Below are 14111 nucleotides of genomic sequence, written 5' to 3' on the forward strand. Positions count from 1 at the left end.
GATGTCACAACATATCTTTCAGACCGAAAGTCATCGGAATGGTCTTCCAGCTTTCGTACTGCTGCTTTGGCATGAAGGAATAGACCTGACACTGCACGATGGCGCGCTTGGCGCTCTCCGCGACCGCCACCGCGATCGACCGCGACGGCCCTCTCACCGCAACGACGATGGGCTCGGACGCCAGCGATCCATCGATCTTCATGGGAATGTCGATGTCGGCTTCGTATTGATCGGCGTCCTGCCCGTTATAGGTGGGCGTGAAGCAGCGCTTCACTGCACCCTGAAATGCACCGCGCCAGGTCGCGACGTTGTTGGCAGCAGTCCCGGTATTCGATCCGAGCGAGGCGGACGCGTTCAGCGCCGCACCAGTGAGCTCGTGCCGCGTCGGATCGCGCTTGTCGAGGTCGCGGGCAATCTGCGCGGGATCGAAGGTGCGCTCCTTGGGCTTGGGCTGCTGCTGTGGCTGCACCGCCGCGACCTTGGGCTCCACCGGCTTCGGCGGCGGCTTCTTGGTCTCCAGCTTCTTCTGAAGCTCGGCGATCGGATCTTCCTTGGCCGGGTCAGGCTTCTTTTCCTGCGGCTTCGGTTCTTCTTTCGGCTTGGCCTCGGCGACCGGCTTGGGCGGATCGGGTTTTTTCTCGACCGGCTTCTCGACGGGTTTTGGCGGCGGCTCGGGCGTCGATGTCGTCTTGATCAGTTCTTTCTTCTCGGTGACCTTGCCGACGGCGTCTTCCTCGGGCTTGGCCTCGGCGATCTTCTCGACCTTGGGCTTCGGCTCTTCCTTTTTGCCGGTCTTCTGCCCCGCCATCATCTTCGCGAGTTGATCAGAGGAGATGATGTCGATCGGAAGCGACTCTTCCGCCGGCACGAAGGCCCTGCTGCTAAAGGTGAACAGCCCCCATCCAAGCACGAGGACGTGGAGGATAATCGACGCAACGAGTGTCTTGTCGACGTTCACCTTCACCGGTCTAGGACCCCTGATCCGCTTCCGTGACGAGCGCCAGCTTCTTGAATCCTGCACCCGACAGGAGGCCCATCACCTTGGCCACCGTGCCGTAATCCGCCTTCTTGTCGGCGCGCAGATAGATGCGTTCCTCGAGCCCGCCGCGCGCATCCGTGATCGCCTTCAGCTTCGGGATCAGTTCGTTGATCGCGATCTCGGTGTCGTTGATGAACACCTTGCCCTTGATGTCGACCGACATCTGGATCGGCTTCTGGTCGTTCGTCTCAAGGCTCTTGGCCTGGGTCTGCGGCAGGTCGAGCGGCACCCCGACCGTGAGCAGCGGCGCCGACACCATGAAGATGATGAGCAGCACCAGCATCACGTCGACCATCGGCGTGACGTTGATCTCGGCCATGACCGGCTTGCGCCGGCTGCGACGGCCGCCGCCTCCGGACGAACTGGCTGCGTTCATGCCCATGGTCTGGTGCCCAAATGTACCGTCACACTATACATGCCGTCCGTCAGCCCCGCTCGTCGATCTGACGCGACAGGATGGCTGAAAATTCATCGGCGAAGCCTTCGAGCCGCTGGGCCTGCCGGTTCACCTCGGAAGTGAACTTATTGTAGAAAATAGTGGCAGGAATGGCGGCGATAAGGCCGACAGCGGTCGCAAACAGCGCTTCCGCGATGCCCGGCGCCACCACCGCCAGGGAGGTATTTTTCGACGCCGCGATCGACTGGAAGCTCGACATGATGCCCCAGACCGTGCCGAACAGGCCGACAAAGGGGCCGGCGGAGCCGACGGTCGCGAGCACCAGCAGCCGGCGTTCCAGCCGCTCGACCTCGCGCGAGATCGAAACGTTCATCACCTTGTCGATGCGCATTTGCAGGCCCGCCATCGAACGGGCCTGGCTCTCGAAGGAGCGCTTCCACTCGCGCATTGCCGCCACGAAGCAGGCCGCCATGGAATGCGTCGGCTTGGCCGAGAGCGTGCGATAGAGGTCCTCGATCGACTCGCCGGACCAGAACGCCTGCTCGAAGCGATCCATCGAGCGGCGTGTGCGGGCAAACAGGAAGATCTTGTCGATGGCGATCGCCCAGACCCAGACCGAGCAGGACAGAAGTCCCAGCATCACCGCTTTCACGATCCAGTGAGCCTGCCAGAACAACGCGATCAGCGACACGTCGGCGGAGGCGGCAACCGGAAGGGCGGATTGAGCCACATCGGCCGGATTCATCAGCAGTATCCTCTCAAGGCGATCGTTACCTAATGTCTCCAGCTAGCCAAATGGCTGCCGGTTCCCCAACAGCCGCGCTAGAACCGGCGCGGCCGGCAAGCCCGCTCAAAGCCTGGTCTTTTTTGGGTGCAGGGCTGGTCCAAAGCCGGCCGCCTGCATTCCCTGCCAAGATGTCAAAACTAAGGGCCTCGACCCAGGCTCTGGGCGCGATTGTCCACCCGTACCAGAGCCCGGCGATGGTTAATGCTGGGTTACCGGGGCTGCATTTGGCTGCGGGAAAGGGTGGCAGTGCAGCGAGATGGGACTCGCCAAGTGCCGGGCGCCCCGGAGACGGCGGCAGTTCCGTACACCGCCTCCGCTATGGCGGATATAGTCGCTCATCCGGGCTAGGGCCCCAGCATCACTCGTCGGCCAGATCCACTTCGCCCAAGTCGCGTGCGGCATCGACAACCCGATTAACCTGCACCCCGTCAAGGATGATACGATAGAGCACCAGCCAGCGGGCGATGACCAGCATTCGCGCTTCTGGGGCGATATCTGGCCGAGCCGGCCCGGATTGCGGGAACATAGACAGCTGGCCGAGACGCGCCTCAATGCGATCGATCCAGTAGTCGGCTGTCTCTGCCCCCTTGTCGGCGGCGATGTGGAACCAGATTTCGAGGAGGTCGCGTTCAGCGATCTTGGAAAGCCGAACCTCTCCCAACTTACTTATCCAATGCCTTTAGAAGCTCGCGCCCCTTGGCTTTGATGCTGGCGAAGTCCGCGGGGCCTGCGTCACCGCCGGCTTCGCCCTCGGCCCAAGCCCTGCGCAGATAGGCAAGGCGAGCTTCGTCGGTCTGTTCCATGATCCGCAAAGCTTCGCGCACGACCTCGCTCGCCGAGGTGTAGCGGCCGCTTTCAACCTTTGCCTTGACGAACTCATGCAGTTCGTCGGTCAGCGAGACGTTCATGTTCATGGTCGGCGCCTTTCCTGAGACATTATGGAAGTGGCAACAAACTTTGGCAATCTCTGCCGGGCCGGACGCATGACGCGGTAGGCGCCCTGCCTCACCACTTCTCCTTCGACGTCCGCACGTCGAGCTCGAACGACCAGGCACGTTCGGGCTGGCGGTAGAGGAAGGCGAAGGCATCGACGATGCCTTCGATGCTGATCAGGCTGTCCTCGCGGCCGGCTGCATCGGGAAAGCGCGAAAAGATCTTGTCGCCGGCGATGGCGCCGTCGACCACTACATGGGCGACGTGGATGCCGTCGGGCGCGTATTCCTTGGCCATCGCCTGCGCCAGCGTGCGCAGGCCGGCTTTAGACGAGTTGAACGCGCCGTAGCCGGAGCGGCCGCGCAGCGAGGCGCTGGCGCCGGTGAAAAGAAGCGTGCCGGCCTTCTTCGGCACCATGCGACGCACCGCCTCGCGGCCGAACAGGAAGCCGCCGAAGCAGACCACGCGCCAGGCGGTCTCGAAATAGTCGGCCTCCATCTCGATGATTTTTCCCGGCGTGTTGTTGCCGGCGTTGTAGACGGCGAGATCGAGGGTTTCGCCCGCGGCGTCGAACAGAGCAGCGATGTCGCTCTCCTTTGTCGCGTCGGCGACGAAGGGAACAGCAACACCACCCGCTTTCTTGATGTCATCCACAACCGTCTTTAGGGCGGACAGCGTCCGGCCCGCGACGATCACCTTGAGCCTCTCGCCCGCAAAGCGTTTGCAGAGCTGGGCCCCGAGCCCGCGCTCCGGGCCGACGCCGATCACGATTGCCGTCTTCATTGCACGTCTCCGAAGATTGAAAGCTGACGATCTGATGGATGGCTCAGGCCGAGGCAGGCTCGGGGCAATTGGTCAGTCGCGCGGGATTGCCGACTGCGGTGCAGCCGCCGGGCACGTCTGATGTCACGACCGTGCCTGCGCCGATCTTGGCAAAGTCACTGACCGTAATATCACCGAGAATGGTCGCACCGGCGCCGATGTAGACGCCGCGGCCGATGCGCGGCGAGCGCGTCGGCAGCTCACCGTTCCGGCCGATGCTGACATTCTGGAGGATGGTGACCTCGTCGCCGATCACCACATTGGCGCCGATCACGATGCCGGTGGCGTGATCGAGATAGACCGACGATCCGATGTGTGCGGCGGGATGAATGCTGACTTGCAACGCATTCGACGATTCGTTCTGAAACAGCAGCGCCGCATCGCGATGATCGCTATGCCAGAGCCAGTTCGAGACGCGCCAGGCTTGCAGCGCGACATAGCCCTTGTAATGCAGCAGCGGCGGCAACAAGGCGGTGATGGCGGGATCGCGCAGCCCTATAGACCGCAAATCGCTGCCAGCCGCTTCGATCAAATCCGGCTGGCTGCGAAAGGCATCGCGAGAAAAGGCTGCGAAGCGCTCTTGCCCGACCGCGCTGCCGCCGAGCCGTCGCCCGATCAGGTCGGCCAGTGCAGCGGCAAAACCGTCATGGGCCAGAATGGCGCCGGCAACGGCCTTGCCGAACACGGGATCTGCGTCCGCCGCGCGCTGCGCCTCGTCGCGGATCGCCTGCCAGAGGCCATCGCTCGCCATGATCGCAGCTTCCGCCATCGCCGCCCCCGATCCGTTCGCGTTTGCACCGGGAGATATAGGCGATCCGCATCAGGGCGCCAGTCGGGCCGCCGGCACAGGTCCAAGCCCGGGCAAGACGATCTGTCGTTTGCGTGGAGCGAATAAGAAGAAAGAAGAGCCCCAAAAACCAAACCGCCCGCCTGCGGGTGCGCAGACGGGCGGCTCGGGGCCATCAGGGCTTTGGGGGCATGTACCTGAAGGCTTTGAGAGGTGTCCAGATCAGCTTTGCGGCTGGTCGGTCGGCGGCGGGGTCGGACGCGTCTTGTGCTGTGCCATGAACTGGTCGAACTCTTCCTTGTCCTTGGCGTGACGCAGACGGTCGAGGAAGTTCTTGAACTCGACCTGCTCCTCCTCGAGCCGCTGCAGCGTCTCGGTGCGGTACTCGTCGAAGGCGCGGTTGCCGGAGGTCGGCGGGCCGAAGCCAAAGCCGAAACCACGGCGCTCCATGCGGCCGCGCATGCGGTCCATCTTGTACTGCATCCGCTCCATCTTGTTCTGCCAGCGATCCTGGTGACTCCAGCAACCCATTTTTCTGCTCCCGAGTGTGAAAAAGAGAAGGGCAAGTCCGATCGGCCACCAGATGATGAAGCCGAGGATGGTCACGGCGATCCAGCCGGGATGCCACGGCGTATCGAGCATGTGGGGGCGCTCGTAGTTTTGGTCCGAAGGGCCGCGCCAGCGATTGACATCAGCGGTGTAGGCCATTTCCCTCTCCATGACGGCATCAGTGCCGTTGTGAATGTAAATAACATTTACATAGCTAGACCATCCCGCGATTTTGTCAAGCCGACCGCCTGACAGGGTCGCGGAATTATTTGCGCAATTTTATTTCGGTTTGCCCCAGGGGCCACCGGGAGGCACGCCGGAACCGGAGGGAGCCTCCGGCGGCACGGGCGGCGGCTCGGCGCTTTTGGCAGGCGGCCGGCGGTCGGTGGGGAAGCCGAGCCCGCGCAGATAGATCAGCACCTCGGCTTCGAGCAGCTCATCCGGTGACATCGGCAGCTTTCGCCGCGCAGCATCGCCGCGCGAGAACAGCGAGGCCACGCCATGTGCCATCGACCAGATGTGCAGCGCCATCATCATCGCCGGAGGCCGCGGCGCGCCGGGCGGAGCGAGCGCCGCAAGCCGCTCGGCGGCTGCGCGAATGATGTTGAAGGCGCGTTCGCTGGCGGCCTGGAGCGCGGGATTGGCATCGACCGGGAGGCCCGACTCGAACATCGCGTTATAGAAAGCAGGCTCCTCGCGGGCGAAGGCGAGATAGGCCCGGCCGACGCGCTCGAACGCCGTGACGGTGTCGGGGCGCCCGTCGTCCCAGGCCGCGGTCAGCCGCGCCTCGAACTGCTCGAAACCGCGCTGCGCGATCGAGGACAGCAGCTCGTCGCGATCGCGAAAATGCCGGTATGGCGCCGCCGCGCTGACGCCGGCCATGCGTGCGGCATCGGCAAAGGTAAAGCCGGCCGCGCCCTTCTCGGCGATCAGCCCGAGGGCGGCCTGCAACAGGGCTTCCTTCAGATTGCCGTGGTGATAGCCGCGCTCGGCGCGGCGCTCTTCCTTGCGCCAGCTCATGTGAACGGCTTTTACATGAGCCCGGCGTCAAGGTCACTAGCACGGGGCGGATTTGATGAATCCGTATTTCCCGCAGGCCGGAGCGGCGGCTGAAGCCCTAGCCGCCCGGGATCGGCAGCACCGGCATGATCTCGACCCGTTCGCCGGGGAAGATCGCGAAGTGCGGGTGGTTCTCGAACATCTTCGCGGCGGCCTCGTGGGACGCGGCGCGGACCACGGTGAAGGCGCCCATCTCGTTGGCGATGTCGGTGACGCCGTTCCCGTCGACCTTCTTGGTCTTGCCGAGCGGGCCGCCCATGGCCTGGAGCGCGCTTTGGTGCTTCTCGACCCAGGCCTTCCAGGCGGCGATGCCCTCCAGTTCCTTGGCCTTGCGCTCGGCCTCGGACATCGCATTCCACGCGGCCATCTTCGGGCTCGTCTTGCTGCCGAGGAAAACGGCGAGATAGGTGTCGGTGCTCATCGGTTCTCTCCCTGTGTTGACGGATTGACGAAAGCCGCGAGGCCGCGGCCGCGTTTGCTATTTCTTCTTCAGGTCACCAAAGCCGGCGGCAGCCGCCTGCACCTCCGGCGAAAAGTCGGCCATTTCCTGCACCTGGCGGATCTCGATCAATTCATTGGGCGAACCCGGGCACTTCTTGGCCCAGGCGATCGCCTCCGCACGCGAGGCGACCTCGATCATCCAATAGCCGCCCAGGACTTCCTTGGATTCAGCGAAAGGGCCGTCGGTCACAACAGGCGCACCGGTCGCGAACGAAACGCGCGCGCCCGTTGACGGCGGATGCAGACCGTCCAGCGTGATCAGCACGCCGGCGTCCTTCAGCGCCTCGTTGTAGCGCATCATCGCGGCGACCCGCTCGGGATCGAGTTGCACGTCCGCCGGCGCGGTCTCGTAACCGAGCGGGATCATCAGCATCATGAATCGCATGGGAGTCTCTTGTTGCTATGAAGGTCTGGATCTTTGCTCGCCTATAAGACGAACGGCCTTTTACAGAACCGACATGGGCATGAAAATTATTCTGGAGGTTATTGCGCCGTCCGCTAGCGCGGCTGCGGCACGAACCGGCCGTCCTGGAAGGCGGCGCCGAAATAGACCTCGATGCGGCGAACCTTGCCGGCGGTGAAGGTGAAGAACTCGGTGTTGCGAAAGCTCCTGCCATCTCTTGCCAGGCAACGATAGGTCACGAAGGCCTCGTCACCGGCGACAAAGATGCGCTCGATGTCGTGGCGCGCGATCCAGCCGGTGTCCCTCCAGCAGCGTTCGAAATAGGTCGCCTTGTCGAGGTCGTCGTCGAACGGGCTGGTGAAGCGGAAGTCGTCGGCCAACGCGTCACTGACCTGCTGCCGGTCGTTGGCGAGATAGGCGGCGAACAGGTTTCGAATAACGCACTCGCGGTCGTCGGACATGGCGTGTTTCCCTGCACATCACTCCAGTGGAAGACGATGCATGCATGATCGTGCCGACAATTTGTCGCAGTGATCAGTCGTGGAACACGAAAATATTTCGAAACGCCGGCCGTAGAATTACGGAACGCATCGGTGTCTCCCTATGACTGCCGCCATGCTTATGGGGCCAGAAGGCTTTTGAATTGAACAACATCGGCCGCGGCACGTTGCGCCGCGGAAAATACGCGGCTTCGTGCAAGGGTTTACAGTTGCTCAACGAGCCTATGCAATTTTTTTCAGGAAGGCGCGAGACGGAACGATTCTCCGTTTCGCTCTCGATTCTCTCGGTCATACTGCGCGGGGCTCCACGTGTTCAATTTCAGCAGCAAGACAAAGATCCAACACGCGCTCGCGGAAGTCGCGGCGATCGATCGCTCGCAGGCGGTGATCGAATTCAATCTCGACGGCACCATCGTCGATGCCAATGCGAACTTCCTCGCAGCGATCGGCTATTCGCTCGATGAGATCCGGGGCAAGCATCACAGCATGTTCGTCGCTGCCGAAGAGCGCCAGAGCGCTGGCTATCGCGACTTCTGGGCGCGCCTCAACCGCGGCGAATATCAGGCCGCGCAATACAAGCGCTACGGCAAGGGCGGCAAGGAGATCTGGATCCAGGCGTCCTACAATCCCCTGCGCGACGGGAGCGGCAAGGTTGCCGGCGTCATCAAGTTCGCCACCGACATCACCGCGCAGAAGATCAGCAACATGGAGGATTCCGGCAAGATCGCTGCGATCAGCCGCGCGCAGGCCGTGATCGAATTCAACATGGACGGCACCATCGTCACCGCCAACGAGAATTTCCTGAAGGCGATGGGCTATTCGCTCGACGAGATCAAGGGCAAGCACCACAGCATGTTCGTGACCCCGGAGGACCGCGCCAGCGCAGCCTATGCAGAATTCTGGGCGCGGCTGAACCGCGGCGAGTTCGAGGCCGCCGAATACAAGCGGCTCGGCAAGGGAGCCAGGGAAATCTGGATTCTGGCAACCTACAACCCGATCCTCGACGAGGCCGGCAAGCCGTTCAAGGTGGTGAAGTTCGCGACCGACGTCACCGCGCAGAAGCTGAAGGCGGCCGACAATGACGGCCAGCTCGCCGCGATCCAGAAGTCGCAGGCCGTGATCGAGTTCAACATGGACGGCACGATCCGCATCGCCAACCCAAATTTTCTGAACGCGATGGGCTATACGTTGGCCGAGATCAAGGGCCAGCACCACAGCACGTTCGTCGAGCCGAGCGAGAAGAATTCGCCCGCCTACCGGCAGTTCTGGGACACCCTCAATCGCGGCGAATACCAGGCCGCCGAATACAAGCGGATCGCCAAGGGCGGCCGCGAGATCTGGATCCAGGCCTCCTACAACCCGATCCTCGACCTCAACGGCAAACCCTACAAGGTGGTGAAATATGCCACCGACATCACCGCGCAGGCGATCGGACGCAAGAAGGCCGAGAATGCGCGCGGGCTGATCGAGGCGGTCGCGGCCGGCAGTGAGGAGATGAGCGCGTCAATCCGCGAGATCTCCGAGACCATGGCGAAGTCGCGCGAGAACTCCAAGGTCGCGACCTCCAGGGTCGAGGCCGCCGACGGCCAGGCGCAGAAACTGAATGCGGCCGCACAGGCCATGAGCGGCATCGTCGAGATGATCGCGGGCATCACCGGACAGATCAACCTCCTGGCGCTGAACGCCACGATCGAATCGGCGCGCGCGGGCGAAGCCGGCCGCGGCTTTGCGGTGGTCGCCTCCGAGGTGAAGAACCTCGCCAGTCAGGCCAAGCATGCGACCGACACGATCTCGTCGGAAATCAACGCGCTCAACACCGTCGCCGGTGACGTCGTCGGCTCACTCACCGCGATCAAGGCAGCAATCGCCAGCGTCAACGAGTTCATCGCCTCCACCGCCGCCGCGGTCGAGGAACAGAGCATCGTGACGGCGGACATGTCCGCCAACATGCAGCGGGCTTCGGCGGAGCTCTCCTAGGCTCACGAACGACCACTATCCCCGTCATCCTGAGGCGCTCACACTGCAAAGCAGTGTGGGCCTCGAAGGATGAATCGGCCGAGATGCAGCCGGGCCGTCGCCCTTCGAGGCTCGCCCCGCGTCGCTTTGCGCCGCAGAACTCGCACCTCAGGGTGACGGTTCTCGATATTGCTGCCCGTCCCTACCGCTCCCATCGCCGCGTCGCCTCACTCGCTCCCTCCGGCAACGCCTCAAAGACCGGCGAGGCCAGCACGGCATGGACGTGCAGCGTGGTCGTGCCCGAATTACGAAAACCGTGCTTGCGGCCGGCGGGAACCAGCAGGGACTGGCCGGCCGTCACTGTGATGCGCTCGGCCTCGATCCACATCTCGGCCTCGCCCGCGCGCACGGTCAGCACCTCCTCGACCGGATGACTGTGCGTCGGCGCCCCGGCGCCGGGCGCGACCCATTGCTCGAAGATGCAGAGCGCGGTGGCGCCGTTGCGCGCGGATGTCAGCATCCGGGCCGTCACACCCGGCCGCCATTCCTCGAGCGGGATCGCACTGGGATCGATGGGCATGGCCAGAGGCCCTTTCTTGCCGGGACGAAAGCGAAGTAAAAGGGGCCGGCGCTCGCGCGCGACCGACCTTTCGCACACAGGACAGATTAGCAAATGCCGCAGGCCACGCAAAAAGTCGCCCTCGTCACCGGTGCCGCTCGCGGCATCGGGCTTGCGACCGCGAAAAAATTCCTGGCCGAAGGCTGGCGCGTGGCGCTGCTCGACATCGAGGGCGAGCTGCTCGGCCGCGCGCGCGCCGAGATCGGCCAGGATGATGCGACGCTGGCGCTGACCTGCGACGTCTCGGACAGCACCGCGGTCGGCGCGGCGATGGCGGCGATCGAGCGGCGGTTCGGCCGGCTCGATGCGCTGGTCAACAATGCCGGCATTGCCGTGTTCGCGCCGCTGATGGAGACATCGGAGGCCGACTGGCGCCGCGTGCTCGAGGTCAACCTCACGGGTCCGTTCCTCTGCACCAGGGCGGCGGTGCCGTTGATGCGCGATGGCAATGGCGGCGCCATCGTCAACATCACCTCGATCTCGGCCGTGCGGGCCTCGACGCTCCGCTCGGCCTACGGCACCAGCAAGGCGGGCTTAGCGCATCTCACCAAGCAGCTGGCGGTCGAGCTTGCCTCTCTCAACATCCGCGTCAACGCGGTGGCGCCGGGGCCGGTCGACACCGCCATGGCGAAGCAAGTGCACACGCCGGAGATCCGCGCCGATTATCACGACGCCATCCCGCTGAACCGCTACGGCCTCGAAGAGGAACTCGCCGAAGCGATCTACTTCCTGTGCTCAGGAAGCGCGAGCTACATCACCGGTCAAATTTTGGCCGTCGATGGCGGCTTCGATGCGGCGGGTATCGGTCTGCCGACGCTGCGCGGGCAACGGCGGAACGGGTAGGCACAGGATTTGTAGGGTGGGCAAAGGCGCGAAGCGCCGTGCCCACCACATTCTCCCGATTTGCGGTCCCATTGGTGGGCACGCTACGCTTTGCCCACCCTACGACGTCGAATGTGCGGAGAGTCCGATGCAACGCGTTGCTTTTGTCTGGGCCCTCGCAGCGGCCCTGCTCGCCTCCGCACCAGCTTCCGCCGAGATCCGCATCATCCAGAGCCCCGGTGGCCAGGTCGGACCGTTCCTCGATCTGTTCGAGAAGGTGCGCGAGAGCGGTGAGCGCGTGGTGATCGATGGTCCCTGCCTGTCCGCCTGCACGCTGGTGCTGAGCATCGTGCCGGGTGAGCGGATTTGCGTCACGAGGCGCGCCGTGCTCGGCTTCCACGCGGCTCGCTCGGTCGACCGGCGCGGACGTTTCTATGCGGAACCGGAGGCATCTGAAGCCGTGCTGCAAGCCTATCCGGGTCCGGTGCGCGACTGGATCAGCCGCCGCGGCGGCCTGACCGCGCGGTTGCTGCTGCTTAAAGGGCGGGAACTCGCGGCGATCTATCCCCGTTGCCGATGATGCTGCGATTCGCGGGGCGAGCCATTGTCCACCGCACGTCCAGACCTGAATGGACGCGGCCTTTGTCCGAAGATTGGGCAAAGTGCCGCTTGCAGTCGGCAAATCCGCTTATCTGCTTCGCAAGCCCTGCCCAATTTACGCGGTTTCCAAGTCTTCCCGACCATCTATGATGATCCTGCATTTTTGAGATCAATCATTATCAAAACGGGTCGCACGCCATGCAGCCCATCGATTTTCGCTACCGCCTGTCGGATCAGGGGCGTATCGTTCTCGGTTCGCTCAGTTCCGAAGAGACTCTCGAATTCGAAGTGCTGTCCCGGCGCGACCGCGAGGGCCTGATCGATCTGCCGTCCGAGCTTCGGCTGCTCGAGCTCTACGTGAAATACGGCAAATCCGGCGCGGAGGTTCCGCTTGCGCCGTTAGAACCTGCTGACGATCCGTTAGAACCTGCGTACGAGCCCTGGGAACCTGTCTATGAGGAGAGTGAGCCGCTGCAATCGCAAAAGCTCCCGCTGCGGTCATCACGACAGCACGCCTATGTTGTTCCCATGGTCATCGTGATGAGCGTGAGCTTCATGCTGATTGCAATGCTGATCAGCTAGCAAATAAGACGCCGCGCCGAAAAAATGCCACGGCATCTGTGAAGCGCGTCACACTAAAGCCAAGGTAGACTGCCATACCCTTGCGTTAGGCGACACCGATGTCCGCGGAGGTATTCATGACCATCATCAGCACCGACGGACACGCTGATTCGCAAGTTCAATCGTCGCTCTTCCGGAGAGCGAGCGAACAGGCCTTCACCCTGACGTTCCTGGTCGCGAGCGCAGTCGCAACTGTCGGCTGGCTCTACGTGCTCGGCCAGGGAGCCGTCACCGTCACGAGTTGGCTATTCTTCTAAGAGAAGAGGGTTTGGATCACCGGCGCGAGCTTCATGCTTGCGCAGATGAGCATTCCCCAAAGAGCAAAATTGATTTGTAGCGCCGCCGCCATCGGTCGCTCCCTTCCAAGTCACGTCCACCCTAGTTTGTAGCTTTTGTGAAATACAATTAGCGATTCTGTGGCAAATTTTACAGCCTAATATTTCGCCAATTGTTGTGCGATGCGAACCGCTCCACAAGGCATAGTTGCGCCGTTGTATACAGCAAGCCCGCATTCAATCACCGACGACGAAGCGGTTCCATCAACGCGTGCAGTGGCGACGTGATCACGGTGTTTCGCGACGCGCTCTCCCCCGAACGGGGCGAGAGGGCGTCGCGACTCAACACTTTAGACCCGCTGTCACATTCCTTCAGCCGGGCAGTTCACCATCCAGGGAATGCCGAACTTGTCGACGCACATTCCAAAGCCCTTGGCCCAGAAGGTCTTGCCGAAGGGCATGTTGACAGTGCCGCCGTCGGCGAGCGCGTTGAACTTGCGTTCGGCATCGGCGACGTCGGTGATCGTCAGCGAGATCGAAAAGCCCTGGGGTTTCTGCACATGTTCCGGCGGCGCGTCGGACGCCATCAGCACGCTGCCGCCAGGGAGCGACATTCGCGCATGCATGATCATCTTCTCGCGGCCTGGCGAGGGCTGCATGTCCGGCGGCCCCTCGGAGGCACGCAGCATCATCTCGATCTTGCCGCCGAGAACCTTGGCGTAGAAGTTGAACGCCGCTTCGCAGGTGTCCTGATAGAACAGATAGGGATTGAGCATCGTTTCTCTCCTTCTTGTTTCCTTGGGGCAGTGAGGTTCGTTATTTCTCGGTGAGCTTCTTCAGGCTGGCGAGACCGGCCTCAAAATCCTTGCCGATCATGCTGTCCATGTTCATGAAGACCTGCATCAGCTTGGACATGAACGGGGCCGGACCGTACATCGCCCATGTGACCAATGTGGCATCGCCTTGCGGCACAAAGGTGAACTCGGCGGTGTTGTGGCCTTCGAACGGTCGCTCGAAATCGAGCTTGATGCGCAGCTTTGACGACGTGCTCGCCTCGAGGATCTCCATATGGCCGGCGCCGACATTGTTGTTGCCGTCCCAGGCATAGGTCGCGCCCTTGCCTTGCGCGGTTCCGCCAAAAGTCCGCTTCATGGCGGGGTCGCGGCCCTCATAGGGCGACCAACTGGTCCAGAAGTGGAAATCGGCAACCACAGGATAGATCGCATCGGCCGGCGCTTTCACCGCGAGCGAGCGCTCGACGCGGAAGGTGTCGGGCTTGGTGAGGGCGAAGGCCAGGATACCCGCGATCCCGACCGCGAGCACGATAGCGATGATGGCAATGGCTTTCAGCATGATGGCTCCCTGGATATGGGCCTAGGACGAAGCGGAAGGACGGGGGCCGACAATTCGGGATGAATAATTTCGTCGTCGGACCATGACG

20 protein-coding genes are annotated in these 14111 nt (G+C 62.8%); 5 read left to right on the forward strand and 15 right to left on the reverse strand.

From position 1 onward, the window contains the following. Positions 1-4: 4 nt before the first annotated feature. From tolA to UB31_RS33235, 12 genes are all read right to left on the reverse strand, one after another. Positions 5-964, reverse strand: coding sequence for a cell envelope integrity protein TolA (tolA, locus tag UB31_RS33180; protein ID WP_045013844.1), 960 nt, complete (start codon positions 962-964; stop codon positions 5-7). Positions 965-968: 4 nt separating this feature from the next. Beyond that, a complete protein-coding gene (gene tolR, locus UB31_RS33185) occupies positions 969-1421 on the reverse strand; it encodes a protein TolR (protein ID WP_045002717.1) in 453 nt (150 codons plus the stop codon). A 43-nt stretch (positions 1422-1464) separates the two neighbouring features. After that, entirely contained in the window at positions 1465-2181 is a 717-nt protein-coding gene (gene tolQ / locus UB31_RS33190; RefSeq protein WP_045013845.1) for a protein TolQ, read from the reverse strand. Between the two features lie 400 nt (positions 2182-2581). Continuing rightward, positions 2582-2884 carry a type II toxin-antitoxin system RelE/ParE family toxin gene (locus tag UB31_RS33195; protein WP_045002715.1) on the reverse strand — a complete coding sequence of 101 codons (303 nt, stop codon included), beginning with the start codon at positions 2882-2884 and terminating at the stop codon, positions 2582-2584. 1 nt (position 2885) lies between these two features. After that, complete coding sequence (locus UB31_RS33200; RefSeq protein ID WP_045002714.1) at positions 2886-3137, reverse strand: type II toxin-antitoxin system ParD family antitoxin; 252 nt, start codon at positions 3135-3137, stop codon at positions 2886-2888. 91 nt (positions 3138-3228) lie between these two features. Beyond that, positions 3229-3939 (reverse strand): SDR family NAD(P)-dependent oxidoreductase, encoded by a 711-nt coding sequence (locus UB31_RS33205; protein WP_045002713.1) that lies wholly within the window; start codon positions 3937-3939, stop codon positions 3229-3231. 43 nt (positions 3940-3982) lie between these two features. Further along, positions 3983-4747: a serine acetyltransferase domain-containing protein gene (locus UB31_RS33210; protein WP_045013846.1), complete on the reverse strand. Its 765-nt coding sequence runs from the start codon at positions 4745-4747 to the stop codon at positions 3983-3985. A gap of 240 nt (positions 4748-4987) precedes the next feature. Beyond that, positions 4988-5473: a DUF2852 domain-containing protein gene (locus UB31_RS33215; protein ID WP_045002711.1), complete on the reverse strand. Its 486-nt coding sequence runs from the start codon at positions 5471-5473 to the stop codon at positions 4988-4990. Between the two features lie 120 nt (positions 5474-5593). Then, the gene (locus UB31_RS33220; RefSeq protein ID WP_045002710.1) at positions 5594-6334 is read right to left on the reverse strand and encodes a TetR/AcrR family transcriptional regulator; all 741 of its coding nucleotides are present in this window, start codon (positions 6332-6334) and stop codon (positions 5594-5596) included. A gap of 97 nt (positions 6335-6431) precedes the next feature. Beyond that, the gene (locus tag UB31_RS33225; protein ID WP_045002709.1) at positions 6432-6794 is read right to left on the reverse strand and encodes a YciI family protein; all 363 of its coding nucleotides are present in this window, start codon (positions 6792-6794) and stop codon (positions 6432-6434) included. Between the two features lie 57 nt (positions 6795-6851). Next, positions 6852-7259 (reverse strand): YciI family protein, encoded by a 408-nt coding sequence (locus tag UB31_RS33230; protein WP_045002708.1) that lies wholly within the window; start codon positions 7257-7259, stop codon positions 6852-6854. Positions 7260-7372: 113 nt separating this feature from the next. Next, positions 7373-7738 carry a nuclear transport factor 2 family protein gene (locus UB31_RS33235; protein WP_045013847.1) on the reverse strand — a complete coding sequence of 122 codons (366 nt, stop codon included), beginning with the start codon at positions 7736-7738 and terminating at the stop codon, positions 7373-7375. A gap of 348 nt (positions 7739-8086) precedes the next feature. Here UB31_RS33235 and UB31_RS33240 point away from each other — a divergent pair, with 348 nt between their 5' ends. Next, on the forward strand, positions 8087-9754 hold the full coding sequence (locus UB31_RS33240) for a methyl-accepting chemotaxis protein (RefSeq protein ID WP_045013848.1): 1668 nt from the start codon (positions 8087-8089) through the stop codon (positions 9752-9754). Positions 9755-9935: 181 nt separating this feature from the next. Here UB31_RS33240 and UB31_RS33245 read toward each other — a convergent pair whose 3' ends face one another. Then, positions 9936-10313: a cupin domain-containing protein gene (locus UB31_RS33245; protein ID WP_045002705.1), complete on the reverse strand. Its 378-nt coding sequence runs from the start codon at positions 10311-10313 to the stop codon at positions 9936-9938. A gap of 93 nt (positions 10314-10406) precedes the next feature. On the opposite strand from UB31_RS33245, the gene UB31_RS33250 reads away from it, so the two are divergent. The 4 genes from UB31_RS33250 (at position 10407) to UB31_RS33265 (ending at position 12652) form a co-directional block, all read left to right on the forward strand. Continuing rightward, positions 10407-11195 (forward strand): SDR family NAD(P)-dependent oxidoreductase, encoded by a 789-nt coding sequence (locus tag UB31_RS33250; protein ID WP_045002704.1) that lies wholly within the window; start codon positions 10407-10409, stop codon positions 11193-11195. Between the two features lie 127 nt (positions 11196-11322). Beyond that, positions 11323-11754 carry a hypothetical protein gene (locus tag UB31_RS33255; RefSeq protein WP_045013849.1) on the forward strand — a complete coding sequence of 144 codons (432 nt, stop codon included), beginning with the start codon at positions 11323-11325 and terminating at the stop codon, positions 11752-11754. A gap of 218 nt (positions 11755-11972) precedes the next feature. After that, the gene (locus tag UB31_RS33260) at positions 11973-12356 is read left to right on the forward strand and encodes a hypothetical protein (protein ID WP_045013850.1); all 384 of its coding nucleotides are present in this window, start codon (positions 11973-11975) and stop codon (positions 12354-12356) included. A 116-nt stretch (positions 12357-12472) separates the two neighbouring features. Then, a complete protein-coding gene (locus tag UB31_RS33265; protein ID WP_156162916.1) occupies positions 12473-12652 on the forward strand; it encodes a hypothetical protein in 180 nt (59 codons plus the stop codon). A gap of 380 nt (positions 12653-13032) precedes the next feature. Here the strand turns inward: UB31_RS33265 and UB31_RS33270 are convergent, their stop codons facing one another. After that, positions 13033-13446, reverse strand: a complete 414-nt coding sequence (locus UB31_RS33270; RefSeq protein WP_045013851.1) for a VOC family protein — start codon at positions 13444-13446, stop codon at positions 13033-13035. A 40-nt stretch (positions 13447-13486) separates the two neighbouring features. Further along, positions 13487-14023 (reverse strand): SRPBCC family protein, encoded by a 537-nt coding sequence (locus UB31_RS33275; protein ID WP_045013852.1) that lies wholly within the window; start codon positions 14021-14023, stop codon positions 13487-13489. Positions 14024-14111: the final 88 nt, after the last annotated feature.

The sequence above is a fragment of the Bradyrhizobium sp. LTSP849 genome, from assembly GCF_000938255.1.
Classification (GTDB): Bacteria; Pseudomonadota; Alphaproteobacteria; order Rhizobiales; family Xanthobacteraceae; genus Bradyrhizobium.

Excerpts from the sequence above, each read along its gene's own strand:
- UB31_RS33210 (WP_045013846.1), bottom strand. The coding sequence starts at position 4,747 with ATGGCGGAAGCTGCGATCATGGCGAGCGATGGCCTCTGGCAGGCGATC.
- UB31_RS33250 (WP_045002704.1), top strand. The coding sequence starts at position 10,407 with ATGCCGCAGGCCACGCAAAAAGTCGCCCTCGTCACCGGTGCCGCTCGC.
- tolR (WP_045002717.1), bottom strand. The coding sequence starts at position 1,421 with ATGGGCATGAACGCAGCCAGTTCGTCCGGAGGCGGCGGCCGTCGCAGC.
- UB31_RS33245 (WP_045002705.1), bottom strand. The coding sequence starts at position 10,313 with ATGCCCATCGATCCCAGTGCGATCCCGCTCGAGGAATGGCGGCCGGGT.
- UB31_RS33270 (WP_045013851.1), bottom strand. The coding sequence starts at position 13,446 with ATGCTCAATCCCTATCTGTTCTATCAGGACACCTGCGAAGCGGCGTTC.
- UB31_RS33215 (WP_045002711.1), bottom strand. The coding sequence starts at position 5,473 with ATGGCCTACACCGCTGATGTCAATCGCTGGCGCGGCCCTTCGGACCAA.
- UB31_RS33255 (WP_045013849.1), top strand. The coding sequence starts at position 11,323 with ATGCAACGCGTTGCTTTTGTCTGGGCCCTCGCAGCGGCCCTGCTCGCC.
- UB31_RS33220 (WP_045002710.1), bottom strand. The coding sequence starts at position 6,334 with ATGAGCTGGCGCAAGGAAGAGCGCCGCGCCGAGCGCGGCTATCACCAC.
- UB31_RS33205 (WP_045002713.1), bottom strand. The coding sequence starts at position 3,939 with ATGAAGACGGCAATCGTGATCGGCGTCGGCCCGGAGCGCGGGCTCGGG.
- UB31_RS33275 (WP_045013852.1), bottom strand. The coding sequence starts at position 14,023 with ATGCTGAAAGCCATTGCCATCATCGCTATCGTGCTCGCGGTCGGGATC.
- tolQ (WP_045013845.1), bottom strand. The coding sequence starts at position 2,181 with ATGAATCCGGCCGATGTGGCTCAATCCGCCCTTCCGGTTGCCGCCTCC.
- UB31_RS33225 (WP_045002709.1), bottom strand. The coding sequence starts at position 6,794 with ATGAGCACCGACACCTATCTCGCCGTTTTCCTCGGCAGCAAGACGAGC.
- UB31_RS33230 (WP_045002708.1), bottom strand. The coding sequence starts at position 7,259 with ATGCGATTCATGATGCTGATGATCCCGCTCGGTTACGAGACCGCGCCG.
- UB31_RS33235 (WP_045013847.1), bottom strand. The coding sequence starts at position 7,738 with ATGTCCGACGACCGCGAGTGCGTTATTCGAAACCTGTTCGCCGCCTAT.
- UB31_RS33200 (WP_045002714.1), bottom strand. The coding sequence starts at position 3,137 with ATGAACATGAACGTCTCGCTGACCGACGAACTGCATGAGTTCGTCAAG.
- UB31_RS33260 (WP_045013850.1), top strand. The coding sequence starts at position 11,973 with ATGCAGCCCATCGATTTTCGCTACCGCCTGTCGGATCAGGGGCGTATC.
- UB31_RS33265 (WP_156162916.1), top strand. The coding sequence starts at position 12,473 with ATGACCATCATCAGCACCGACGGACACGCTGATTCGCAAGTTCAATCG.